The sequence below is a fragment of the Bordetella genomosp. 12 genome, assembly GCF_002261355.1.
Taxonomy (GTDB): Bacteria; Pseudomonadota; Gammaproteobacteria; order Burkholderiales; family Burkholderiaceae_B; genus Bordetella.
Genome location: NZ_NEVU01000003.1, coordinates 849,086 through 871,961, shown reverse-complemented (window position 1 = coordinate 871,961; position 22,876 = coordinate 849,086). Strand labels below are relative to the sequence as shown.

The 22,876-nt window shown below is 57.4% G+C and carries 18 protein-coding genes; 3 read left to right on the top strand and 15 right to left on the bottom strand.

The window, feature by feature from the left end; all coding sequences use genetic code 11:
• Positions 1-5: 5 nt before the first annotated feature.
• Positions 6-1,526, bottom strand: coding sequence for a site-specific DNA-methyltransferase (locus CAL22_RS16180; protein WP_094814980.1), 1,521 nt, complete (start codon positions 1,524-1,526; stop codon positions 6-8).
• A gap of 702 nt (positions 1,527-2,228) precedes the next feature.
• On the opposite strand from CAL22_RS16180, the gene CAL22_RS16175 reads away from it, so the two are divergent.
• Together CAL22_RS16175 and ssb are read left to right on the top strand one after the other, a co-directional pair.
• A complete protein-coding gene (locus CAL22_RS16175; RefSeq protein ID WP_094816708.1) occupies positions 2,229-3,038 on the top strand; it encodes a DUF3560 domain-containing protein in 810 nt (269 codons plus the stop codon).
• A 64-nt stretch (positions 3,039-3,102) separates the two neighbouring features.
• Positions 3,103-3,561 (top strand): single-stranded DNA-binding protein, encoded by a 459-nt coding sequence (gene ssb / locus CAL22_RS16170; RefSeq protein ID WP_094814978.1) that lies wholly within the window; start codon positions 3,103-3,105, stop codon positions 3,559-3,561.
• A gap of 659 nt (positions 3,562-4,220) precedes the next feature.
• On the opposite strand, the gene CAL22_RS16165 is transcribed toward ssb, so the two are convergent.
• The 6 genes from CAL22_RS16165 to CAL22_RS16140 all read right to left on the bottom strand — a co-directional run bounded on the left by CAL22_RS16165 (position 4,221) and on the right by CAL22_RS16140 (position 9,664).
• Positions 4,221-5,057 carry a universal stress protein gene (locus CAL22_RS16165; RefSeq protein WP_094814976.1) on the bottom strand — a complete coding sequence of 279 codons (837 nt, stop codon included), beginning with the start codon at positions 5,055-5,057 and terminating at the stop codon, positions 4,221-4,223.
• Between the two features lie 10 nt (positions 5,058-5,067).
• A complete protein-coding gene (locus CAL22_RS16160) occupies positions 5,068-6,549 on the bottom strand; it encodes a SulP family inorganic anion transporter (protein WP_208622021.1) in 1,482 nt (493 codons plus the stop codon).
• Between the two features lie 374 nt (positions 6,550-6,923).
• Complete coding sequence (locus CAL22_RS16155) at positions 6,924-8,210, bottom strand: arsenic transporter (RefSeq protein WP_094814974.1); 1,287 nt, start codon at positions 8,208-8,210, stop codon at positions 6,924-6,926.
• A 74-nt stretch (positions 8,211-8,284) separates the two neighbouring features.
• Positions 8,285-8,770 (bottom strand): arsenate reductase ArsC, encoded by a 486-nt coding sequence (locus tag CAL22_RS16150; RefSeq protein ID WP_094814972.1) that lies wholly within the window; start codon positions 8,768-8,770, stop codon positions 8,285-8,287.
• Complete coding sequence (locus tag CAL22_RS16145; RefSeq protein WP_094814970.1) at positions 8,767-9,264, bottom strand: arsenate reductase ArsC; 498 nt, start codon at positions 9,262-9,264, stop codon at positions 8,767-8,769. The genes CAL22_RS16150 and CAL22_RS16145 overlap by 4 nt, the downstream gene beginning before the upstream one ends.
• Before the next feature lie 61 nt (positions 9,265-9,325).
• Entirely contained in the window at positions 9,326-9,664 is a 339-nt protein-coding gene (locus tag CAL22_RS16140) for an ArsR/SmtB family transcription factor (RefSeq protein ID WP_094814968.1), read from the bottom strand.
• Positions 9,665-9,792: 128 nt separating this feature from the next.
• On the opposite strand from CAL22_RS16140, the gene arsH reads away from it, so the two are divergent.
• Positions 9,793-10,551, top strand: a complete 759-nt coding sequence (gene arsH / locus CAL22_RS16135) for an arsenical resistance protein ArsH (RefSeq protein ID WP_094814966.1) — start codon at positions 9,793-9,795, stop codon at positions 10,549-10,551.
• Positions 10,552-10,643: 92 nt separating this feature from the next.
• Here arsH and mobF read toward each other — a convergent pair whose 3' ends face one another.
• The 8 genes from mobF to CAL22_RS16095 all read right to left on the bottom strand — a co-directional run bounded on the left by mobF (position 10,644) and on the right by CAL22_RS16095 (position 22,629).
• The gene (gene mobF, locus CAL22_RS16130; RefSeq protein WP_094814964.1) at positions 10,644-13,541 is read right to left on the bottom strand and encodes a MobF family relaxase; all 2,898 of its coding nucleotides are present in this window, start codon (positions 13,539-13,541) and stop codon (positions 10,644-10,646) included.
• A 304-nt stretch (positions 13,542-13,845) separates the two neighbouring features.
• Positions 13,846-16,110 (bottom strand): hypothetical protein, encoded by a 2,265-nt coding sequence (locus CAL22_RS16125; RefSeq protein WP_094816704.1) that lies wholly within the window; start codon positions 16,108-16,110, stop codon positions 13,846-13,848.
• A 24-nt stretch (positions 16,111-16,134) separates the two neighbouring features.
• On the bottom strand, positions 16,135-18,777 hold the full coding sequence (locus CAL22_RS16120; RefSeq protein ID WP_094814962.1) for an AAA family ATPase: 2,643 nt from the start codon (positions 18,775-18,777) through the stop codon (positions 16,135-16,137).
• Between the two features lie 137 nt (positions 18,778-18,914).
• On the bottom strand, positions 18,915-20,525 hold the full coding sequence (locus CAL22_RS16115) for a type IV secretion system DNA-binding domain-containing protein (protein ID WP_094814960.1): 1,611 nt from the start codon (positions 20,523-20,525) through the stop codon (positions 18,915-18,917).
• 11 nt (positions 20,526-20,536) lie between these two features.
• On the bottom strand, positions 20,537-20,971 hold the full coding sequence (locus CAL22_RS16110; protein ID WP_094814958.1) for a hypothetical protein: 435 nt from the start codon (positions 20,969-20,971) through the stop codon (positions 20,537-20,539).
• Positions 20,972-20,982: 11 nt separating this feature from the next.
• Positions 20,983-21,690, bottom strand: a complete 708-nt coding sequence (stbB, locus tag CAL22_RS16105; RefSeq protein ID WP_094814956.1) for a StbB family protein — start codon at positions 21,688-21,690, stop codon at positions 20,983-20,985.
• On the bottom strand, positions 21,687-22,139 hold the full coding sequence (locus CAL22_RS16100; RefSeq protein ID WP_094814954.1) for a hypothetical protein: 453 nt from the start codon (positions 22,137-22,139) through the stop codon (positions 21,687-21,689). The genes stbB and CAL22_RS16100 overlap by 4 nt, the downstream gene beginning before the upstream one ends.
• Positions 22,140-22,170: 31 nt before the next feature.
• Complete coding sequence (locus CAL22_RS16095; protein WP_208622020.1) at positions 22,171-22,629, bottom strand: hypothetical protein; 459 nt, start codon at positions 22,627-22,629, stop codon at positions 22,171-22,173.
• Positions 22,630-22,876: the final 247 nt, after the last annotated feature.

The window sequence follows — 22,876 nt, the reverse complement described above, 5'->3', positions numbered from 1 at the left end:
AATCCTTACCGCATCGCCACATCGTAGGGAATCTGTTTGAAGATGATGTCCTCCGCAGCCAGGCGGGCAGGGCCCAGTCGTGTCGTTTCCCCATAAATGACAGAAGACAGAGGGTCTGGGCAGAGCGTCTGTAAGTGCGCGAGTACGGCGCTAGTCAGCACGTTGCCGCCATCAGGCCGCCGGTCGCCAAGAATGCCGTTGTAAAGCAGGAAATACGCTTTTCCGTCGTGGATGCCTAGGAAAGGACTGTTGAACTCCTGTTGGCTGGGCACGCCGGTTTCCACATGCCAGATATAGGCGGCGAGCGTAGGGAATTTGATCTGTTTGTTCAGGCGACCATTCTCGTCAAAAGCGGGTTCGCCCACGGTAAGGAAGGAGAACCCGCCGCCGCCTTGCCAGTTCTCAGCCTTACTGATGCCGCCTTGTTCGCCGTCGATAACTTTTTGCAGACGGGGCAGGCAGTGCGTGCGGGCGTGTTCGCCCATTTCTATGCCGATATAGCGCCGCCCCATTTTGTGGGCCACGGCAGCAGTCGTGCCGGAGCCCAGGAAGGAGTCAAGGACGAGGTCTGTTGGTTGAGAGGAGAGAGTGAGGATTTTTTGGAGCAGCCTCTCGGGCTTTGGAGTACCGAAAAGGTCATCGTCATCTTGAAGGATTTTGGCTTCACGACGGGCCTCGTCGTTGTGACCTGCATCGGAGTAGTCCCACCATGTCGTTGCAGGCACAGCTTCAGCTACTTCTGAAAGAAAGCGTTTGAGGCGCGGTACGTTGTTTCCATGTGCACCAAAAGAGATTCGGTTCTCGGCTATCAGTTCTTCCATTTTCTCCTTCGTGAAGCGCCAGCTTGTCCCTTTGGGAGGCATATGCGCTTTGCCGGTTGCTGGGCTGATAATTGGATAAATGGCGTAGTCTCTCGCCTCGTTACGCTGTAACGGTCCGGATGTCCAAGGCCCGCGCGGATCATTATCGGGGTTCTTGTATCGAGCATCTTGTGCCGCAGTGCGGGGAAGGCGGTAGATCCTCGTGGATCCTCTGCTCTTTCCGTAGAGAAGCACATGATCATGGGACTCAGAGAGAAATTCCGAGTCACTTTTCACGGCATACTTTTTTTGCCAAGCTACATTAGCTATGAAGTTCTTCCGCCCAAACACCTCATCCATCAGCACCTTGAGGTAATGTGCTTCATTGTCATCAATGGTGACCCAGATGCTGCCGTCTTCGGCAAGAAGCTCGCGTAACAACACCAGACGCGGATACATCATGGATAGCCACTGGCTGTGTTCCAGCCTGTCGTCGTAGTGCTCGAAGGCGCTTTTGGTGTTGTAGGGCGGGTCGATGAAGATGCACTTTACGCGGCCAGCATAAAACGGCAGCAAGGCTTTCAGAGCCAGCAGATTGTCGCCTTGGATAATCAGGTTCTCAGAGTCTACGTCGCCATAGGCAGCTTCTTTGCGCAGCAGATGATAGGGCACGGCACCTGCCGCGTCCTTCGCGCTGTTTTTGTTCACCCAGTCCAAAAAAGGCATCTTCTAGCTACCGTATAAATACTGACGGGTCATTGTAGCGGTACGTCCTCTTTTGTATCTGTCGGTGAGGCAGCATCCCTTGCCGCGATCCTTGGCGAACCGCGATGCAGGTGCCGCGAACAGTAAGTCCGTCGAATAGATCATCATCACCACACCTGATGCGGAGTTGGGCGTGTCCCTGCGCCTGTCGGCTTAGGGCCGGGCTCTCGTGCTTCGCATCGAGTCACCCGCGGTGTCTCGCCCCTTCGGGTTTCCATCCCTCACGTCTTCGCGCCGAGCGGCGCTACGCGCTTCGCTTGCCTATGGGTCTCGTGGCCGGTTGGAGCCGCGCTGGGGCGCGGCTAGGCGCGCTCGCCGCGCGACTGCCGTGCGGGGTCATCGCTTCGGGCGGGCCGCTATGCCGTTTTTCGTGAGTCCCGCCGCCAAAACCACCGACTGTATCACTGCGCTTCTTCCTGCAAGGGGTTCGCTTCGCCGGGTACTCACCCGGTCCTTCCGCTGCGCTCCAGGCTGCGGCTTCCGTGCCCGCCCCTTTCCGGTCGGCGCTACCTGATCCGGTTCGGCACGGCGACGGAACTCACGAAAGACGGCGGCAAAGACCGGAGAGCCAGCGCAGACCCCAAACGGCGGATTTACGTTCCGGCTCAAGAATCTTCGAATCCGGTCAGCTGAAAACCCGAACCTCATCTGGAGATCATGACCATGAACACCTATGAAGCGAAGCAGGCAGCCCGTAAGGCGAACTATGAAACCCGCGCAGCACAGGCACAGCGGCAGGCCGACGCCACCCACGCGCAAGCGCAGACTATGGCGCAGGCCATCCCGTTTGGTCAGCCGATTCTGGTGGGCCATCACTCCGAACGCAGCGACCGCCGCTATCGGGAGCGGGTCAGCCGCAGCTATGAAAAATCCTATGAATTGCAGAAGAAGGCCGAACACTACGCAGACAAGGCCGCTTCAGTGGGCAAGGGCGGTATTTCCAGCGATGACCCGGAGGCGATTGATAAGTTGAAACACAAGCTGTTGAAGCTGCAGGCCGCGCAGGACACCATGAAAAAGTTAAACGCCCTGGTGCGGCGTTATGCCAAGTCCGACACCGAAACCCGGGTAGTCATGCTGGTGGCGACTGGATTGATTGATGAAGCACGCGCCCGGCAGCTTATTACACCGGACTATGCGGGCCGCGCAGGCTTTGCTGCCTATCAATTGCAGAACAACAACGCCAACATTCGCCGCATTGCCGAACGCATCAAGGCACTGGAGAAGGTGGCAGAGCGCCCGGAAACCGAACGCAGCGGCGACGGCTACACCTACCGCGAGGATCCGCAGGAAAACCGCGCCTTGTTTTTGTTTGACGGCAAACCGGCAAAGGACACCCGCGACGTGCTGAAGCGCCACGGTTTCCGCTGGAGTCCGACGCGCGGCGCCTGGGTGCGGCAGTTGACGGGTAACGCCCAATGGGCCGCTCGCGACGTTATCCGCTTTCTTGACGAAGCAGCCACGCAGCAATAACCCCTTTTGCTCCGGGCAAAAGAGCGCCCGGGGCTTCACTCCGACCTAAACGGGAGATATCACCATGGCATCATTGAACCGCGTTACCCTGATTGGCAACCTGGGCAAAGACCCCGAAATCCGCTACACCGCAGACGGTGCCGCCGTGTGCAACGTGTCGATTGCCACCACGAACCAATGGAAGGACAAGGCCAGCGGCGAGCGCCGCGAGGAAACCGAATGGCACCGCGTCGTTTTCTATGGCCGTCTGGCTGAAATTGCGAGCGAGTACCTGCGCAAAGGCCGCACGGTGTTTGTAGAAGGACGGCTCAAAACCCGTAAATGGCAGGATTCGGAAACCGGCGCAGACCGTTACAGCACGGAGATCATCGCCGATCAAATGCAGATGCTGGGCAGCCGCGACAGCGGGCAGGCCGAAGCTGCCCCGGCTGCGCCAGCGAGCCGCGCCAAAGGTCGCAACGTTAAAGGCAAGGCCCCTGCTGCAGTGCCTGCAGAGGAAGATGCCTCGGATATTCCCTTTTGATTGACTGCTGAGTAGTCAGGCTGGTGAGACCGGCCTGACTTTCAAACCCTGAGCCCGGCATTGTCCGGGCTTTGTGCCATCTGGTGTTTGTGAGTGCTGCTGTCTGTTTTGCTGCTTGTCGTTGACTGGTGTTCAGGGATGCGTGTGTGCTGATTGGAGCAGCTTGCGCTGCTGGTGTCGTGCAGTTCCCAGGCTGCGCCTGGGCCCCTGTCCGATGACGATGCCAGCCCGGTTCCCGGTCTGGCTGGGACTTTCCGTCCCCAAATTCGCCTTCGCTCATTTGTGGCCTTAAAAGTCCCACACATGACGCACCCCTGAAGGGGTGGGGAAAGAGCTGTGTTTTCAAGGGGTTGTGGGGAAATGGCCACCCGCACTACTGTGGCACAGATAGAGCACCAAATTCACGTAAGGCTTTGATATAGCAAGCTTGATTTCAGCCACGAATGTGGACTCATAGTGGGTAGACGGTTCGGAAACCATCTGATTCCAATAGAATGACTACAAAGTTGCAGCCTTCATCCTACGTTTTGACAGCAGGAAGGCTGAATTGGTGTGACGCGATGACAACAAACGGCTTGCGATAGATTTACAGTATCGCCCCAATAGACCTACCCGAGAACTCAGTTATATGGGCCGGTTGGGGGGTGCTGCACATTCGCTTAACGAAGGATCAGCACGGGGACTTTGCTTCGTCGCAAAATTGCTGTAGTGGTGCTGCCCACAACCAAGTGCCGGATTCGCGAGTGTCCGTATGCGCCCATGACGAGCAAATCAATGCTGCGCTGCTCAGCATACTCGGCCAAGGCGTTGGCGGGTTCCCCTTCAAGCTGTTTTACCTCAATTTGGAATCCGGTAGCCGCAAGTCGCTGAGACGCCCAGTGCAAAGGTTTATCTTCGTTGCTCACTATCACGACATGACAGCCCAAACCGCGCAATAGCGGACTGTCAGCCACCATTTCCACGGTCTTGCGACCTGTTGTGCTGCCATCGAACGCAATCATGAAGCTTCTTGGCTCTGTAAATTTCGAGTTTGCCACCAGAATCGGGCGATGCAGCGCACGCACCGCACTTTCCAGGTTGTGATCCAGCAAAAAGTGCTTGGGCTTTGTTTCATGATCGTGCTGGCCGAGCACATATAGCCGGGTGTCTGCCTCGATCTCAACTAACGTCTCGACCAGCTCTCCATGGCGCTGGCGTGCACTGACCTGTTGTGTGCCGGCAGTGGTGGCCCGCTGCTTGGCGCCTTCCAATAGTTGCCGGCCATGCTCACGCGCAATAATGCTGCGACGCTCATCCAGATCGGACAACTCCTGTAGAAGCGACTCTTGGGCGCCTAACCCGATGCTGCCGCTGGCATCCACCTTGGCATCGTCTTGACGTATCAGCACATGCAGAAATTCAAGCGGCGAATCCAAGCGCTTGGCGGCCCAGGCTGCATAGTCGCAAACGCTTTCGGTGTAACTCGCCCCATCAATACAAGCAATCACATTGTTCATAGTGGTCTCCTTAATGTGCTGTCAGATCGTGATTTGCGCCGGCTTTGTCGTGAACGGCATATCGGTCGATCAGAGTTGCGCTGGCTTCGTTCATGCCGATGATGTCAACGGTGGTGGCGTCCCGTCGAAACTTCAGGACGATCTTGTCCAACGCGTTGATTGCAGTGATGTCCCAGAAGTGCGCACGGCTCACATCTATCGTGACCTGATCCACGGCTTCCTTGAAATCGAACGCTGAGACGAATCTGTCTGCGGACGCAAAGAAAACCTGGCCGGATACTACGTAGTTACGGTGTTTTCCTTCGTCCACGAGTTTGGACCTGACCTGGAACAGCCGGCTGACCTTGGTGGCGAAAAAGAGGGCGCTAAGCAGGACTCCCACGAAAACACCCTTAGCCAGATCATGCGTGGCAACGACCACAATGACGGTTGCCACCATGACAATGCTGGAGCTTTTGGGGTGAGTGCGCAGATGGCGGATGGATTCCCAACTAAAGGTGCCGATAGACACCATGATCATCACAGCGACCAGGGCGGCCATGGGGATTTGCTTCACCCACGGCCCGAGGAACACCACCATGATCAGCAGGATGACACCCGCTGCCAGCGTGGAAAGCCGGCCCCGTCCTCCGGATTTAACATTGATGACGGACTGGCCGATCATCGCGCAGCCTGCCATGCCGCCCAGCAGACCGGAGGCAATGTTGGCGACACCTTGTCCAGCGCACTCGCGGTTCTTGTTGCTCGGCGTGTCGGTCAGATCGTCCACGATGGTAGCGGTCATCATGGATTCCAGTAACCCGACGATTGCCAGAGTCAACGAGTATGGGAATATGATGGACAGCGTTTCCCAGTTCAACGGCACCTGCGGCAATAGAAACACCGGCAGACTGTCTGGCAGCTCGCCCATATCGCCTACGGTGCGGATATCCAGGTCCAGCATCATGGCGACTGCCGTGAGCAACACGATGCAGACCAGCGGGGACGGAATGGATTTTGTGATGTAGGGGAAAAGATAGATGATGCCCAGCCCCACTGCCGTCATGGCATAGACCACCCAGGTGACATTGGTCAGCTCGGGAAGTTGGGCCATGAAGATAAGGATGGCCAGCGCATTGACGAAGCCAGTAACCACGGAACGCGACACGAAACGCATTAGGCCGCCCAGCTTCAGTACACCGGCTAGAATCTGGAACACGCCAGTCAGAAGGGTCGCAGCCAAGAGGTACTGCAGGCCATGTTCCTTGACCAAAGTGACCATCAAAAGGGCCATGGCGCCTGTGGCGGCCGAGATCATGCCCGGGCGGCCACCGGCAAACGCGATGACGACGGCGATACAGAAGGAGGCGTACAGACCCACTTTGGGATCCACGCCGGCGATGATGGAGAACGCAATGGCTTCGGGGATCAGCGCGAGCGCGACGACGATACCGGCGAGCAGGTCGCCACGGATATTGGAAAACCAGGTTTGATGTAGTGATTTAGTCAGCATGAGCAAAATACTAAGCGTCGCTCTGCTACACGCATGCAGCAGAGCCGACATAAGTCGGAATAAACGAGAAGACGGATGTCGAACCAGCAGCACTTAGTGCTGGAACACAATGCGAACTTACCGACTTAGGGCGGACTCAGTCGTTGCCGAGCTGCCCTGTATAGACCGTGGCCTACTTGGTAGGCCAATTTCGCGGTAGGAGAAGGCACAGACAATCTCGCCCCTGCTGGGGCGACATCTCGGATGGATGGGGAAAGACTGTTGTGCATCGCGACAGTATACCTTGCGGGGTCGGGTTCAAAATTAATCCTTGTCACGCATCGGTAAACGTTACGTGGCCAGACGCCCGATAAACTCCAGAATTGCGAGCGTGGTCAGAAAGCCCCCAACCGCACAGCCAGTGCCGCCAGCGTAATAAGCAATACCGGCAGTGTCAGCACGATTCCCACCTTGAAGTAGTATCCCCAGGTGATTTTCACGCCTTTTCGGGCCAGCACGTGCAGCCACAAGAGTGTTGCCAGGCTGCCGATAGGCGTGATCTTCGGGCCGAGATCGCTGCCAATGACGTTCGCATAAATCATGGCTTCCTTGATGGGTCCGGCCGCCTGGCTTGCGTCGATGGACAGTGCGCCGACAAGTACCGTAGGCATGTTGTTCATGATGGAAGAAAGCAAGGCGGTCAGCAGGCCGGTACCCAGGGTGGCGACCCACATGCCTTGATCTGCCATGGCATTGAGCCATCCGGCGATCATGTCGGTTAACCCGGCATTACGCAAGCCATACACGACCAAGTACATGCCAAGCGAGAACACCACAATGGGCCAGGGCGCTTCGCGCATGACTTTGCGTATGCTGATCACATGGCTGCGTCCGGCTACCAGCAGCAGAATGGCAGCGCCTGTGGCGGCGAGAGCGCTGACCGGAATACCGAAGCCTTCCAATACGAAGAAGCTGATCAGCAGGAAGGCGAGCACATACCAGCCTGCGTGGAAGGTTGCCTTGTCACGAATGGCGTCTGCAGGCACCTTGAGCTGGCCGACATCGTAATTGACCGGGATGCTATTGCGGAAATAGATCAACAGCACGAGCAAGGTCGTCGCCACGGAAACTAGGTTTACCGGCACCATGACTGCTGCGTATCGCGCGAAACTGATATCGAAGAAGTCTGCCGATACGATATTCACCAGGTTCGACACGATGAACGGAAGGCTGGCCGTGTCCGCGATGAAGCCGGCGGCCATCACGAAAGCGAGCGTTGCCGCCGGTGTGAAGCCAAGCGCGAGGAGCATAGCCATCACGATGGGTGTCAGTATCAGTGCAGCCCCGTCGTTGGCGAAGAATGCAGATACTGCCGCACCAAGCAGAATGATCAGGGCGAAAAGAAGCCGGCCCCGACCCCCGCCCCAGCGCGCCACATGCAGGGCCGCCCACTCAAAGAAACCGGCTTCATCCAGTAACAGGCTGATGACGATGATGGCAATAAAAGTGGCCGTGGCGTTCCAGACGATATTCCAGACGACGGGAATGTCGTTGAAGCTGACTGCTCCGAAAGCGAGAGCAAGCACAGCGCCGAGGGTAGCGCTCCATCCGATATTGAGCCCTTTGGGTTGCCAGATAACCAGCACAATCGTGAGTAGGAAGATTAGCAGTGCGACAGCCACGGAAGATTCTCTTTATGCCAGGAATGGGGAAACGCCGTCCGGCGACGGCGTGTCGGATGTTTTTTATGGGCGCTTTACAGGGAAGGCGTGATATAGCTGATGCGTTCGAGCTCTTCTTTGAGCTGGGCGGTTTGGCTCTTCAAATCTTTCAGCGGCAAAGATAGGAAGGCTTCAATGCGCGCCCTTAGAATGCGATAAGCCGTGTCGAACGCGGCATCAATCTGGCTATCGGTGCCGGTGGCGTGGGCGGGGTCTTCTACGCCCCAGTGGGCACGCATGACATTCCCCAGGTAGGCCGGGCATTCTTCACCCGCAGCGCTGGCACACACCGTGATCACGATGTCGGGTGCGGCGGGCAGGTCATCCCACGATTTGCTTGCGTAGCCGCTTGTTGAAATGCCTTCTCGTCCCAGTAGCGCCAATGAGCGGGGATGTACTTCACCCGTTGGGCGGCTGCCGGCACTCAACGCCCTATAGCCCGCTGGAGCAAGATGGTTAAAGGTGGCTTCGGCCAGAATCGAGCGGCAAGAGTTGCCGGTACAGAGGAATAGGACATTCATTTGCTGTTTCCCAGGGTATCGAGTTCGCGCTTGATGGCGACGCGGTCGAGCGTTGTCAGCGGCAAACTGGTGAAAATCTTGATGCGGTTTGCGATCTGCCGAAAAATTTTGTCGAAATGCTCCCGATTTTTCTCGGGCGACCCTTGGAATGCCGACGGGTCTTCGAACCCCCAATGGGCCGTAATGGGTTGGCCGGGCCATACGGGGCACTGCTCGCCTGCCGCGTTGTCGCAAAGCGTAATCACGAAATCCATCTGAGGGGCGTCAGGTCTCGCGAATTCGTCCCAGCTTTTGCTGCGTAAGCCATCAGTGGGAAGATGAACGGATTCCAGAATTTCAAGCGTCATGGGGTTGACGTGGGATCCGGGATGGCTGCCTGCGCTATATGCTCTGAAACGGCCATCTCCCAACTGGTTGAGCAGCACTTCCGCCATGATGCTGCGTGCGGAATTCCCCGTGCAGAGGAACAGGGTGTTGTAGATTTTGTCTGCCATAGCGAGCATGTTTCCTTGAATCGTTCCCAAGATATTTCGAGTGGAACAGGGTTGGTGACGGCTACTGAACTTCATCCATTCCGGAACAGATATCACTTCTTGCCGGTAAGCAGGGGTTGCCGCCACAGCAGTTTTCCGTCAGGTAGGCGAGCAGCGAGCTCATGGCGCCATACTCTGCTGAATAGAAGACAAAGCGGCCTTCTTGCCGTGACGTGAGCAGGCCTGCGTGGACGAGTTCCTTGAGATGAAAGGTCAGAGATGACGGCGGCAGCTGAAGTAACTCTGCCAGTCGCCCGGCGTGTAGCCCGCCAGGGCCGGCCTGCACCAGCAAGCGATACGCTTCAAGGCGAGATTCATGGGCGATCGCGGCCAATGACCGTACAACGTCTTTGGAATTCATAGCTTTTCCAAGTTGCGTTTATATCTACGTTAAATTAATTCTATAATAGTAGAAATGACGAAATGATGACAGCACGCCAGCCAGTCGTTGGATGGCGCCGCCCGAGTCCGCTAAACCTCCAAATCATTATGAAACAGTTCACATCGCTACACGACGCTTCGCTGCCTGCTCTGGACGATTCCCTGCTCGATGTCCCGACGCACGAAAAGGTCGCCATACCGGTCGATATCGCCCATCCGCCCCGCATCTTGCTACTTTACGGTTCGCTGCGCGAGCGCTCGTACAGCAAACTTCTAATCGAGGAAGCATCCCGCATCCTGCAACGCCTGGGTGCCGAAACACGAATTTTCGATCCGCTCGGGTTGCCGCAACCCGACAGCGTTCCGGCCGACCATCCCAAGGTTGCCGAACTGCGAGCCCTGTCATTGTGGTCGGAAGGCCAGGTATGGTGCAGTCCCGAGCGTCACGGCACGATTACCGGCATCTTCAAAAGCCAGATCGACTGGTTGCCGCTTGAGGCTGGTGGTGTCCGACCAACACAGGGTCGGACATTGGCTGTCATGCAGGTCAGTGGTGGTTCGCAGTCCTTTAACGCGGTGAACGCTTTGCGCGTGCTGGGCCGCTGGATGCGTATGGTGACGATTCCCAACCAGTCATCAGTGGCCAAGGCCTATCAGGAATTTGACGATGCTGGCCGAATGAAACTATCGGCCTACTATGACCGTGTTGTGGACGTAATGGAGGAATTGGTGAAGTTCACGCTGCTGGTGCGTGGTCGATCAGAATATCTTGTTGACCGTTACAGTGAGAGAAAGGAAGTCCATGCAGAAGCGCTGCGACTGGCAGAGACTGCCATGGAACATGAGCGTACGGTTGCCCGGGCATAGCGAAGCCAAATATGAGTGGTGTTGCAGGGCGAGACGGCCATCCATCAACGTTTGAGTAAGAGCGTTGGCAAGTGATGAAATGACCTTGGAGATCAACTGATTTCCAATTCAGACTTTGCCTGTAGGGGCTGGGTGGCGAGTGCATTTTGATCCTGTGCAAGCCTATTTGCCACCACCGTCTGCAAATCATGCGCCAGCCCCTTGTATGTGATCCGATCTATCCGCTCTGGCAGCTTCGCCACGTCATCAGTGAACACGCTGATCTCATGCCGTTCACGCGAAATGCTGACGTAGTAGGTGTCTTGGGCAGTTGTGCGGCTGAAACTTTCGGCGTTGTAGAACACACGGTCACAAGTCAGGCCTTGGGCGCTATGTGCAGTGGTTGTGTAGGCATAGTCCACGTTCAGCGGTCGATCTGTGCTCAGTTGAACATGGCGACCGTTGGTTTCGATGGTGATTCTGGCCGCATCGATGGCCACGACCTTCGCCAGTTGGCCATTGACCAGATCGTGGTGGGCATCGTTGCGCGTGATACGGACATGGTCGCCTGCGGACAATTCTGCCCGGTTCAGGTGATAGACCGACAGCTTGCTCATGGTCTTGGGGATGATCTCAATGGACGAAGCAGACGCGGCATTGGGTCGGAGCGGTTCTACCGTGATGCGGTCATGCCGTGTGTTGCCAGTCACGCGGTATAGCTCGCCGCGCTTCAGCCCGCACTGATAGTCCCGCTCAGGAACGACGATATCGCCCACGGTGTAATACCGGGCCACGCTACGCTGGGCGCGGGTGGCGTCATGCCGGGCCAGCAACTGGCATTGGTGGCCTTTGCCTTCCAGGCCAAGCAGGGCGCGGATCCGTTCATTGATGGCCTGGCGTGACGCATTGGTGCCGGTCACGACAATGGTGTTGGCCCGCTCTGTAGTAGGAAGCGTCATATAGGCTTGAGCGATGGCTTCATACCGGGCGGAACTGTCTCGTGTTTTCTTGCCGTGTTCATCGACCGTGAATTCATCCGGGATCCAATGGATCTGGTTCAGCAGTGACAAAGATCGACTGGCCTTACCTTCGGCAGCCAGGTGGACCGCCTGGCGCAGTCGTTCCGAGCGTTGGCGCTGGATGTCGGCCATCAGTACGGTTTTCATGCCGCGCTCTTGAAGCATGGAGAAGGCACGGCCCGCCTCAATGGCCTTGGTCTGGGCAGTGTCGCCCAGCAAGACCACCTTGGCCCCGGTCGGCTTAATGAGCGCCAGCAGCTTGTCCATCTGGCGAACTGGCACGACTCCGGCTTCATCTATAACCACAACGGATTGCGGCCCTAGACTTTCGAGAAAAGGGCGTTTGTCGGCTGCAGCTAGCACCGATGCGATGGTGTTCGCCGGTATGCCATCTTCACGCAGGTTGCGCACCATGTTCCCATAGGGGGCCAGGGCCACCATGCTGTGGCCCTGCTCCTGCAGGATGGCCTGGGCGTTTTGCAGAGCGAAGGATTTGCCGGTGCCAGCCAGCCCCTGGATACCAGCAATCTGGTCGGTGCCGGTCGCAATCAGCATGACGGCTTCACGCTGACCGGGTGTTAGGTTCGTGTCCAGACCGTTTTCTGCATGGGTGGCAGTAATGGTGGTTGTCCAGGCGCTGCGGCCTGCCTGTTCAGCGGCCAGTATTCTGGATTCGGCTTCAAAGGCTCTGCGGGTCGCGTACCGTGGGCTTTCCATTAACAGGCGGCCTTGGGCAATCGCTTGGTCAACGAGCTGCAGCGCAGCGTCCTGGGAAATGCCACGCAATAGCACGACTTCTGCGGCCCAGCCTTCGCGTGTCATGGGCAGCGCGTCCTTGTCTTGCGTGCTGCGGTAATGCGGCGCCTCGCGGATGAGGGTGCCGGATGCTACCCGTTCTTGTATGGCCGTCTGGATAGCCGTAATGTCTGTATGCCCGCCCGCATGGCGCACGGCGTGTTGCAGGAGGTCGGCCAAGGGCATGACGGATTCACGTTCAGTCAGATGCCGGATTGCCCAGTCCAGAGAGGTATGTGCCACCAGGTTTGGGCTTTGTTCTAGCGGCTGGTGCTTTTGCTGGTGGGCCTGGTGCGCGACTTGGCCAAACTGCATGCCGATGGCTGCGGCGGCATCGCGCCACTGTTGGTGCAATTCCGCGCGACTGAACGCCTGCGTTTTCTCCTGGCGGTGGGAGAGGTTGATGCCCTGGCGCAGTGCGTGAGGGGCGTCTGCACGTTTGGTGCCGCGCGCGGCTAGCTCGGCATTGATGCCGGCGCTACGTTTGCTGAAGTATTCGATTTGCTCGCGACTGATATGGGCCAGTTCGATATGGTGCTTCTCATGACGAACCGCGTATCCCAGCGCCCGCACGTTGCGTTCCAGTTCCGCCTGATATATGGCGTCCGTCACGCGCAGCAGCTTGAAGATGTCTTCATTGGACAGCGACACCCAGCTTCCGTCGGCCCGCTGGGTCAGGTTCATCAACAAGGCGTGAACGTGAAGATGAGGATCAGGCGCAGCCTCTTCAGTGGGGCGAGCAGTTTCGTGGCGGAACTTGGCAATGATGAGGTTGCCAGTATGTTCTACCCGCGACTTACCGTTCTCCTTGCGGCGGCCCATGGTCAGGTGTTGTTCCACATAATCCAGCGCGACGGCCACGGATTTGTCATTGGCGTGAATCAGGCGCTCATCGCCGCCAATCAAAGCCTGTAGGGTGATGCTCTTCGGAGCGCCGAATGTCAGGTCAAGGGCAGCACGGGCTTTTGAGTCCTTGCGAACTGAACGGCCCGCCGTGACACTACGGCCAAAGTCGCCTTGCAGCATGGCTTTGAAGCGTGTGGCGTCTATTTCGCCGACAGCTCCCAAGCGGCGCGCGCCTTGCCCTTGCCAGGTCGCGGCGCTGCCATCGCGGCTGTAGTAGTCGTCGGCTTGGTCGGCGTAGTAATGGGTGGCAACGGACGCACGGGCGCGATAGATCTGGCTGTGGGAGATCATGGGGGCTCCGGGAGGTGGAAGGGGTGATGAGAGACTGTTCAGCAGAACCTAACTAGCGTCAGGGCTGGCTTTGACGAGGAAAGGATGTGAGATTGCGTATATTCATCCACCTGTTCATTTAGGTGGCGGAGTGTTAGCGGGCGACCACAATGCGGATGTTTAACTAGCTAGTTTCAACTTTGGACAATGAGTCTGCTCGTTGGCGTCACAGATTCTGATGCGCCGCAGTTTGGAGATATTCGACCTGCGAGATGCTGCCGACCGTAATAAGGATGCTCTTCAGTCTGACTGGGGCCTAGAAACGTCAGTCCGCAATATCGTCAAAGATGCTTCTCGTCCCGTGCTTGTGCTCTGAGCGATCCATGGTTCCGAGAACTCGTGGGCCCACCTTCGGTTCTGGCGCCTCTCTTTCGGAGATCCACTGGTTCACGAGATTGATTTCTTTGTCAACAAGCTTGACCAGTTGATCGTCACCTCCAAACTGCTTCTTGAGGGTGCCGAGCGATTCTAGGACTCCCTGCATGTGTTCATCCGGCGAGTCAGAAAACGCGTGACTCATCTGTGCAGTGATCCGGACATCTTGTAGATTTGGGAGCAAAACTGTTCTGACCCTTTCCACCAACTCGTGAAACTCACTGTCCTGGAACACACTCCGGACACCAGGATCGTTGAGCGCATACAGATCTTCACCCTCGACGGCAAAAGTGCTCACTGTCTCGACGAACGCCTTACGGACTTCCTCAGAGAGAAGACCGAATTCATGCAAGCGCACGGCAAGATCTACTTCGGGAACGACACTCAGACTCAGGCCCGGTTTGGCCACGCGCTGCAGAATGTCTGGAGATTGTTGAAGGTACATCGCCAGGAAATCCTTCGAACAACGATTGGCGAGAAATCGATAGAGTGTCCACCGAGCGCCCCACGAGGACATCCACTCAACCTTGTACTGGTTGCTGGCCGAGAAGCCCTTTAGACGCTCCATCATTGCTGGAAACAGCGACCTGGGGACAATGACAGCCTTCTCCACACCGACCTTCCCACATGTAACTTGAGACAGAAGATTCTCGGTGGAGCTACCGCTGAGAAAGATGCCGAGCAGGTCCGGGTTGAAAGCTAAAGTCGCCGCGTAGGCATCACCGATAGTCGGATGCTTGAATCGCCAGACCGGCTGGTCGTCCACATCCATGTACGTCACGAGACTGCCATTGAGTGCATCGAGTGCTTGAATACACTCTCCCAACGTGCTGCCGAGTCTCTCAATTGCGCTCTCCTCGGAATTTTGCAACATGATCGGGCTTTCAAGATGGTCCTTTCTCATGTAGATCAGACCCAGAGCTGCTTTGCTGCTCGCGTCCAGACCCTGGATCACTTCGAGAAGAAGCTGTTCCCGCTTTTCCACGAACTCGCCCAAATGGTATCTGCTGAGGTAGAGATTATTTGTGAAAAAAGGGTCCGCGATACGTCGTGCGGTCTCTGGAATGAAGCGCGGGTGCTCTGCCATGTATTCCAAGTGAGGTTGGATGGCTGTTCGGAATTCCGTGGTTTGCTTGCCCAGCTTGAGGTGGTTATAAAGAATCTGCTGCTTTTCCAAGTCGGTCAGATCATGCACATCGATCACAACCTGGCTCTCGCTGAGCAGAGGAAATGCGCTTTCCTTGAGATCTTGGCGGGCCCTGTTGTAGATGTAGTCTCTGGACGTCATGACTATCTTGACCCCTCGGCGCAGCATGGCCTTGATCTGAGCCAGCGAGTGGTTCCAGCCATGCACCAACGGCGATTCGTACTGCGTCACGCCGAATGCGTCATCGATCCAGAAGAACTGCGAAGGTTCGTCAACATTCCACCGTTCCACGACTTTGGCCGGATCGGCCAGTTTAACGACCGATGACTTCCATTTGTCGGCCGCCGCCATCGCCAACATCGAAGCGATCGTCGTCTTGCCTGCAGCAGGCTCACCGATCAGCAAGACGAACCCATGCTCGTCGAGCGCATTGACGGCCTTGCGGTAGGACTCCGTGATGACGACCTTAGCCAGATCATCACGTAACGACTCAAGGACGGCGCGAGCCTGAGCGTAGGCGCGCTGATCTAGAATCTGGCTCAGGTCACCCAGACCATAGACGCGGGGCACGAGCATCCGCAGCCGCGCGCTCTCTCTGATCTGATCCTCGATCCAGGTGGACCCGCATATCAGAACGTCCTTCACTCCGGTGTCGTTCAGCACGGCTTTGATCTGAGCCTCTTGCTTTGCGGACACGCCGGCGTTCGTCATCAGGATGTAGACATTACAAAGTCCGTCGGATACGAGCTTTCGGACTTTCGGAATCTCATCCGCGATGCCAGACCGCGTCAGCAGACCTCCTACCTTGCTGGAAAATTTGCATTGGATAACGAAATTACCACTGAAGTGCTGTCCAGGTGACGGAGTCCAGCTTCCCGCAAAAGCACCATCGCGCCCAGCATCGTTCGAATCTAAGAATGACTGCACCGTCTGCCCCAGAACTTCCCGGGCTATGGTGAGACAAAGCTGTTGGAAGCTGTTCCACCCCAGTCTGTGCAGGTCATACATGTTCAATCGCTTTCCAACGGTGATTCAACTGAAGACATTTACGGCCTTTGGTCTCGTCTTTTCCCATTCCGTACGAGCCTTCTTGTAGTCAGACTTGATCGCATCGAAATAGGCCAGTTCGCTTTTGACAGAATCGATTGTGAGCGGCACTTCATGAAAGTCTTCCGAGTGAGAATGTGCGTCGATGTAGCGCGATAACGCAGCCATCCGGTCGTGAATGCGTGCGGCAATCGCTTCGTCGAAATACACCTGATTCAGTGTAAACGTGATGTTCTCCCGCCAGCGCCGCACCACATTGTTGAACAGTCTCTTCTGGATGAAGTCCTCATAGGCGGTGCGAAGACTGCCACAGGCTTTCTCCAAAGCATCCCGTTGCGGATCACCTTCCAAGGCCCGCGCTGACTCGTAGTATCTCCTGGCCCGATCATGCGCAGCGCCTTCATAATGTTCGTGTGGAAAGGCCAGTCGGTCGATTGCTCCGGGTAAATTGGCATGATCGCGCCAAACGGTGCGCCCTGCGAACGCCACTCCCTTCTCTTCGGCAGCCGTCGCGAGATAGTTTGTGAACAGGATGTCGTGCGTGAAAACTATGACTTGCCTCCGATCGGCTTCGGAAACCAGGCGCTGCGCGATAGCCTCTTTGCGTATATGATCCATCGACGTTACCGGATCATCAAAGATTATTCCCGCGCAAGCGCCGTTGAGTTCGACCTCTGTCAGAAAATCGGCCAGCGCAGCGGCAGTCTGCTCTCCTTCACTAAGCACTCGAGAAGGAGCGACTTTGGTCATCTCAGCGTTGGAAATCTCGATCTTCCGATCCGTGGTTCCCGCATCGCCGGAAAACTTGAATTGCACAGGGAGTGTCAGCCGCAGCGCTTCGCAGTTCTTAGTGAATCGCGCGATGAAACCCTGTGCAACCAGTTCTTTTGCCAGAGCCTTCTGCTTACTCGTAACATCGCGCTGGGTGGTGGGCAGGGTGCGAAGGCATGTACTCGCTTTTTCTATCCACTTAAAATTTTCGACCGCTTCCACCACTGCAACGTACTTACTGGCCAAATGCTGTCGATCCTTGAGCAATTGCTGTTCCAAAAGCAGCGCGTCGATTAATACCTGAGGATCGCTCTGTCGGAGCTTTATGTTGTCTTGATCTAGTCGATCTGCAAGCGTAGACAGTCGGTCCGAAACAGCGTCATATGCAAGCAATGACAGTGCCGCTCCCGTCTCCGCCGCCACGGCGTCGCTTAGCACGTTGACGACAGAGCGATAGCCCTCAACGTGCCCGAAAATCTCCGCTGCCAGTGTCGCATCGAGTTCTTCTACAGTGCGCCGCGCGGCAGTTTTCTCGTCGAAGAAAGACAGCCCTACCTTGTTCAGAGCGACGCTGTGAGATCCGAGCGAATGCCTCGTGGCAGCAAGCTGAGCCTCCACATCACTGGTGGCTGCCTGGTAGAATTTGGCAAGGCGATCTGCGCTGGCAGCATCCAAGGTTTGTTGGCATAGCACGCAACGCGCACCGTCGGTCTGAGGAGGAAATGTGGCGCCTGGATACGCTTCCTCGCCATAGGTGATCGCTGCTACCAGCAGATCTAGCCACGCACGGGTTCCAACAGGTTGAACCGGCTCTCCGCCAAAATGGGCGGCTGACAGCGCCGCGCCTTGCTGCATCAGCGCCATTATCCGCGATGCGGCTTCAGTGATGTCTTGCACGAGCGATGGTTGGATCGATTCCGCCAAGGCACCGATGGACGCGTGAACGGTCTTCAAGTCGACAATACGTTGTTCGTTCCTCTTGACGATCTCTTTCGGGTCTGTAGTGCGCAACTCAACCAACTTCTGTTCGATCGCAGATAGCTGGGCAGCTTCGGCTTCACCATACACCGCAAGTTCATGTAGCCGAGACAGATCTGTCTTTGCATTGAGGGCGGAGAGTGCCGTTGCGACTTCGGATGTGCTGTTAGGGATGACGTATTCGTCAGTGGTAGGCGTGCGCAGCGTGATCTGGTCTCGGAGTTTGGTTTGTAGTTCGGTGAATGCAGCTACCATACGTGGGAAGACATCGAACAGATACGGCATGACCTGGAAAGCGTTGCGGCTGTCCAGGTGCGTACTTACGCAGGTCGAGTCAAAGACCGCGAAGCCATCAAGCATTCGTTGGCAGGGTTCCTGATGAACAAATTCCACGGCGGAACCATCATCGAAGGAGAACTTCGCAGTTGGCTTTGGCTGTTTGCTTTCTGCAAGCTTCACATCACCCAGGATCCCAATGTCCTTCGATCGCGTAAAGCATGCGGATTTCAGCACCCGTGCGTAGCCAGACTTTCCGGCACCATTGGGTCCATAAATCACCGTAAGTTTGGGTCCGAAGCTTAGCGTTTCACCAGCGGCTAGTGCGTTGACGCCTGAAACGCCGGTCATCGTCGTCAGGGTGCTAACCACAGCAGGAGCACTTGACTGAAACTGAGGGAGTCCCAGGTCCCAAGCAACGCGAGCGGCACCGGGGTCGGCTAGGTTCTGATCGATCAGGTACTCTGAGAAGACCTCGTCAAGGTCAGTGTCGGACAGTTCAACTTCCTCCACCAATTTACTCAGCAGGAAATGCTGCCAAGTGGGAAGTGTCTTGCCCCAAGCGGACAGGGCGTCAAAGATGTTGAACGTCGACTGAGTCATGAAGCTTTACCCTTCAATTCAAGTATAATCTGCAAAACATACAGTGAGCAGTTCCTGTCGAGTTTTGCTTTTGGCTGAGGTTGAGGTCGCCCCAAGTATTCTATCTGTTTGTGAGTGTTACCGAATATGTAGTGGTTTCACCCATATTTCCCACACTCCCGAAACGCTTCCGCCGCCGCTCCATACCGCCTGAACGGCAGCTCCATCCGCGCAATCGGATAATCCCCCGCCAAGGCCACATATCCGCTCAATGACGGCAGTGCCTGTATCTGCGCGGCCGTCACCACATCCTCAGTAACCCGGTCCATGTTGTCCGACGTATTGCGATGATCGGCACTACGGCTGATGCTGTATTTGGGCCGTTCCACTTCATGCTTGCCCAGGCTTTCGCTCATGTCCTTGGCTGTCTGCGGATCAGTACGAGAGCCGCCCAACACAGCCAGGTTCCGGAAGCTGGCCCGGATGGTGGTGGCCATGGTGCGGCCGTAGATGTGTTCCAGTTGGGAAGTACTTTGCAGGCCGGCCACGATGCGCAGGCCGTTCTTGCGGCCTTTGGTCAGTCCGGCTTCCAGTGAGGGCAGGCCCTCCAGGCTGGCCAGCTCATCAATGAACAGCCACCAGCGCCGGTGGGTGCTTTCGGGCATGGAAAGGATGGAGGTGATGAATACGTCGGCCCAGGATGACACCAGCGGTTTCATGGAACTCATCATGTCTTCACGCCAGTTGATATACAGGTTGCCCCCGTCGGGCTTCTCCAGCCAGTCTCGGATGCAAAACTTGCCCGGTTTCATGCCGGTATGTTCCGAGAGTTTGTTCGACAGCACAAAGCGGGCGGAAGACAGCGCCTTGCTGGCTTCGCTGGAGCCGACGAACAGGGATTCGGCGAGCGTGCCTTCCAGAAATTGCTTCAGGACCTTGGGGTCTTCGATGGTACATAGGCGAAACAAGTCCATGATGCTGGCCTCGTCGCCCTGTAGCTGGTGCAGCTTTTTGGCGGTTTCGCGCAGCAGCAGGCGGCCAAAGTCGTTCCATTCCTCTGCGTTTTTGTCCTGGCTCATGGGCACCAGGGAGCGTGCCAGCCGCTTCCAGTCGTAATCCGCACGCACTTCGTTGAAGAATGACCAGCCCTGGCTGCGGGCGTCGTAGGGGTTGAGAATCACATCGTTGGGTTGCCAGAATTTGCTGAGCAGGTCGCCGTTGGGGTCGATCACGATCATGCGGTCGTTGCGCTCGGATGTGCCGCCCGACAATCGGGTAGCCATGTCGTGTCGGGAGCGCTTTAGCACGGAAGCCGCCATGTTGCGCAGCAGGACGGATTTTCCGGAGCCGGTTGCGCCGCTGATCAGCAGGTGCAGGTTTTCATTGGCAGTCGGCATGGGTATCCCGCCGACGTCGATCTGTTGTTTGCCCCGTTCTTCACACTGGCGGGCCAGGCTTTTGGCAGAGGTAGTGCGGGTGCCGCGCACGAATCGCTTGTAGCCTGCACCCTCGAACCCTTCTGTTCGGGCCGTGCGCCCAATGTACAGGATCAGGGCCAAGGAGCAAACCAGACCGATGCCCAGCGCTCCGTAGAGCAAGGGATATTGCGGTGTGAGCATCACAAAATGCCGGAAGGTTTGGGTGTTCCAGTCGCGCCATTGCATGTGGCTGCCCCAGGTGGCGGCGGCCATCCAGGCTGCGGTCGGAAAGAGCGCCAGAGAAAAGGCGGCGATGCGCCGCCGTGTGATGGGAGAGATGAGAGTAGACATGGCGTAAATTCTCAGGAAACCAGAAGCTGGCCCAGGGCCAGCCCTGCCAGTAGCCCACCCAGGACGCCTGCCGCGCCGCCCACCGCAACTGCAATAAGCGCCATGCGCCGCGCGGATTGGTGGGCGATGCTAGCGTATTGGGTTGCTTGCCCGGCCAAGTGATCTAGTCGGGTGTGGGTGTCGGCCAGCATGGCTTGAATGGCGTGTTGCGCCTGCTGGTTGATGGGCTTTGCCGCCGTTTCTATGGTGTCGCTCAGGTGACGGCTGAGTTGCTGGGGCAGGACTTGCTGGGTGTCGGCCACGGCCTGCATCTGCTGTTGCGCAGTATCCAGGCGCTGGGCGACGTTCTCCAGCCTGTCTACCAGGCCCGCGACTTCTCCCAGCACCTCGTGGTACAGCAAGTCCAGCTTGGTGCGCGCGCCGCTAGGGGGTGCGAGGGGTTCCATGATGGCCGAACTCAGGAAAACAGGGCGCTGAAGGCCGCGTTCATCTGCCTGTCCACCGGCTTGGCCATGGCGCGCAGGGCGTGCCGGTTGCTCAGCTGGGAAATACGGGCATGGTCGTTAGGGTCGGCTTCGCGCAGCAGGGCGCGGTAGTCCGTCTGGTCGGCCAGCACATCCGCAATGGTGGTGCGCTGATCGGCCAGCAGCTCGAAGACCTCGTTTTCGTAGACGGCGGCCTGCGGGTTGGCCAGCACTTCACCCGTCTTGGCGGCGTAGGCCAGGATGGAGGGGAATTCATCCTGCACGCTGCTATCGACACGGTTAAAGAGAATCCGCACGCGCTGCGGGTCAACGCCCAGCTCAGCCAGGGCCGCTGCCGTTTTGATGGTTTCACGCTGGGCCTTGCCGGTATTGATGACCGGCAGCACGAAGTAGCTCATTTCCTCGTGCGCGCCTTCGTATCGCATCATGTGCGTCAGAAAATCTTCAATATTGCTGGCGCCCACATCGACAATCGCATCGTCGCGAGTTAGCAGTTCCCGGAACAAACGGCCAAAGTGTTCGCCGCGCAGCTGATCGACGTTCAGGCCCAGGTCGGCCCCGGTTTCGTTGGTGGATTCCACCGCAAAGATTTGCGCCCCGTTCATGCGGGGCGCCAGCAGGTGAGAGGCGACAACGGTTTTGCCGACGGAGCCGGTGTAGTTCAGGACGGCGACTTTCATGGTTCATTCCTTTTCGATGGTGTGGATTCAGGGGAGGCGGTGCGGTTGGCCAGCCCTTCGCGGCGCAAGGCTTCGAGGTCTATCTGCATGTCGCGGATTTTGCGCAGGTCGCCGGGCGTCTGGATGTTGCGCGGTCGGCCCTGGATGGCATCTATCTCCGGCGCGGGCGGAGTCGCGGGGCTGGGAGACGATTTTGCAGCCGGGGCTGCCCTGCCTGAGGATGTCCGCTTGGCTTTGCGCCAGCGATACAAGGTGATGGCGTAAGTGCTGCGTTGGACGGACAGGCCCGCGGCGGCCAGATCATCCAGCACGGCGGCATGGGGAACGCCCACAGCCAGCTCGGCTTCGATCAGGGGGAATAGTGCGCGCAGCTGCGCCGCGATGCTGATACGGGGATCCAGCGCCGCGAGCGCGGCCCGGTAGCGTGCGATGGAGGGGGAGTCATTCATAAGTTTCCAGAATCGGTGGGGGTGTGCGCCCTTAGCGCGACAGCTCGGGAAAGACATTGGCCTGCTTGCCCACCAGCCAGCAGCGGCCGGTGGCCAGGGCTTCGTCGTAGGCGGATTGCTCATCGGTGAATGGTCCGGAATCGCCCTGGGCGATGAATTGCCCGCCGCCCACTTCTTCGCCCGCTTCCAGCAAGCGCAGGGTGAAGCCGCCGCTATGGGATTGATGGGGCACGATCTCAAAGGAAAACCGCAATTGAGCCTGGGTGACTTCGTTACGAAACTGCCGGGCGACGGCAGAGAGGCGGGCCGCCCATTCGGGGCCGATGCGATCCAGGGCGTCGGCAATGCTGTAGCCGCAGTCGCGCAGCCAGTCGCTGCGATTCAGAACCAGGGCGGCGGTCAGGGCTTCGCCCAGACTCATGGCTCCGATGCCGGACAAGGCGGCTTGTTGGGTGATGTGGAGCATGCGGGTGTCGATGGTTGTGCTCATGAGAACTCCTTTGCCTTGCAGCTTGAAGGGCAAGTTCTTGGGGGTGAGAGAAGGCGTTACCCGGAAGGGCGGCTGTAGACCGTTGCCGACCGAAGCAGCCGCTATGCGGCTGCCCAGCGTGACGATGTAAGACGGCTTGGCCTACCTGCGCCGGCCTTCCGACTTATTCACAGGCCGGTGTGGTAGAAGAAAGGTAGAAATAAGGTAGAAGGCGATTCGATGTCTGGAAAGCCCCTGTTCATGCGGG

What these genes read in the sequence shown, in the direction of transcription:
- CAL22_RS16180 (WP_094814980.1), bottom strand. Translation starts at nt 1,526, where the DNA reads ATGCCTTTTTTGGACTGGGTGAACAAAAACAGCGCGAAGGACGCGGCA.
- CAL22_RS16175 (WP_094816708.1), top strand. Translation starts at nt 2,229, where the DNA reads ATGAACACCTATGAAGCGAAGCAGGCAGCCCGTAAGGCGAACTATGAA.
- ssb (WP_094814978.1), top strand. Translation starts at nt 3,103, where the DNA reads ATGGCATCATTGAACCGCGTTACCCTGATTGGCAACCTGGGCAAAGAC.
- CAL22_RS16165 (WP_094814976.1), bottom strand. Translation starts at nt 5,057, where the DNA reads ATGAACAATGTGATTGCTTGTATTGATGGGGCGAGTTACACCGAAAGC.
- CAL22_RS16160 (WP_208622021.1), bottom strand. Translation starts at nt 6,549, where the DNA reads ATGCTGACTAAATCACTACATCAAACCTGGTTTTCCAATATCCGTGGC.
- CAL22_RS16150 (WP_094814972.1), bottom strand. Translation starts at nt 8,770, where the DNA reads ATGAATGTCCTATTCCTCTGTACCGGCAACTCTTGCCGCTCGATTCTG.
- CAL22_RS16145 (WP_094814970.1), bottom strand. Translation starts at nt 9,264, where the DNA reads ATGGCAGACAAAATCTACAACACCCTGTTCCTCTGCACGGGGAATTCC.
- CAL22_RS16140 (WP_094814968.1), bottom strand. Translation starts at nt 9,664, where the DNA reads ATGAATTCCAAAGACGTTGTACGGTCATTGGCCGCGATCGCCCATGAA.
- arsH (WP_094814966.1), top strand. Translation starts at nt 9,793, where the DNA reads ATGAAACAGTTCACATCGCTACACGACGCTTCGCTGCCTGCTCTGGAC.
- mobF (WP_094814964.1), bottom strand. Translation starts at nt 13,541, where the DNA reads ATGATCTCCCACAGCCAGATCTATCGCGCCCGTGCGTCCGTTGCCACC.
- CAL22_RS16125 (WP_094816704.1), bottom strand. Translation starts at nt 16,110, where the DNA reads ATGTATGACCTGCACAGACTGGGGTGGAACAGCTTCCAACAGCTTTGT.
- CAL22_RS16120 (WP_094814962.1), bottom strand. Translation starts at nt 18,777, where the DNA reads ATGACTCAGTCGACGTTCAACATCTTTGACGCCCTGTCCGCTTGGGGC.
- CAL22_RS16115 (WP_094814960.1), bottom strand. Translation starts at nt 20,525, where the DNA reads ATGTCTACTCTCATCTCTCCCATCACACGGCGGCGCATCGCCGCCTTT.
- CAL22_RS16110 (WP_094814958.1), bottom strand. Translation starts at nt 20,971, where the DNA reads ATGGAACCCCTCGCACCCCCTAGCGGCGCGCGCACCAAGCTGGACTTG.
- stbB (WP_094814956.1), bottom strand. Translation starts at nt 21,690, where the DNA reads ATGAAAGTCGCCGTCCTGAACTACACCGGCTCCGTCGGCAAAACCGTT.
- CAL22_RS16100 (WP_094814954.1), bottom strand. Translation starts at nt 22,139, where the DNA reads ATGAATGACTCCCCCTCCATCGCACGCTACCGGGCCGCGCTCGCGGCG.
- CAL22_RS16095 (WP_208622020.1), bottom strand. Translation starts at nt 22,629, where the DNA reads ATGAGCACAACCATCGACACCCGCATGCTCCACATCACCCAACAAGCC.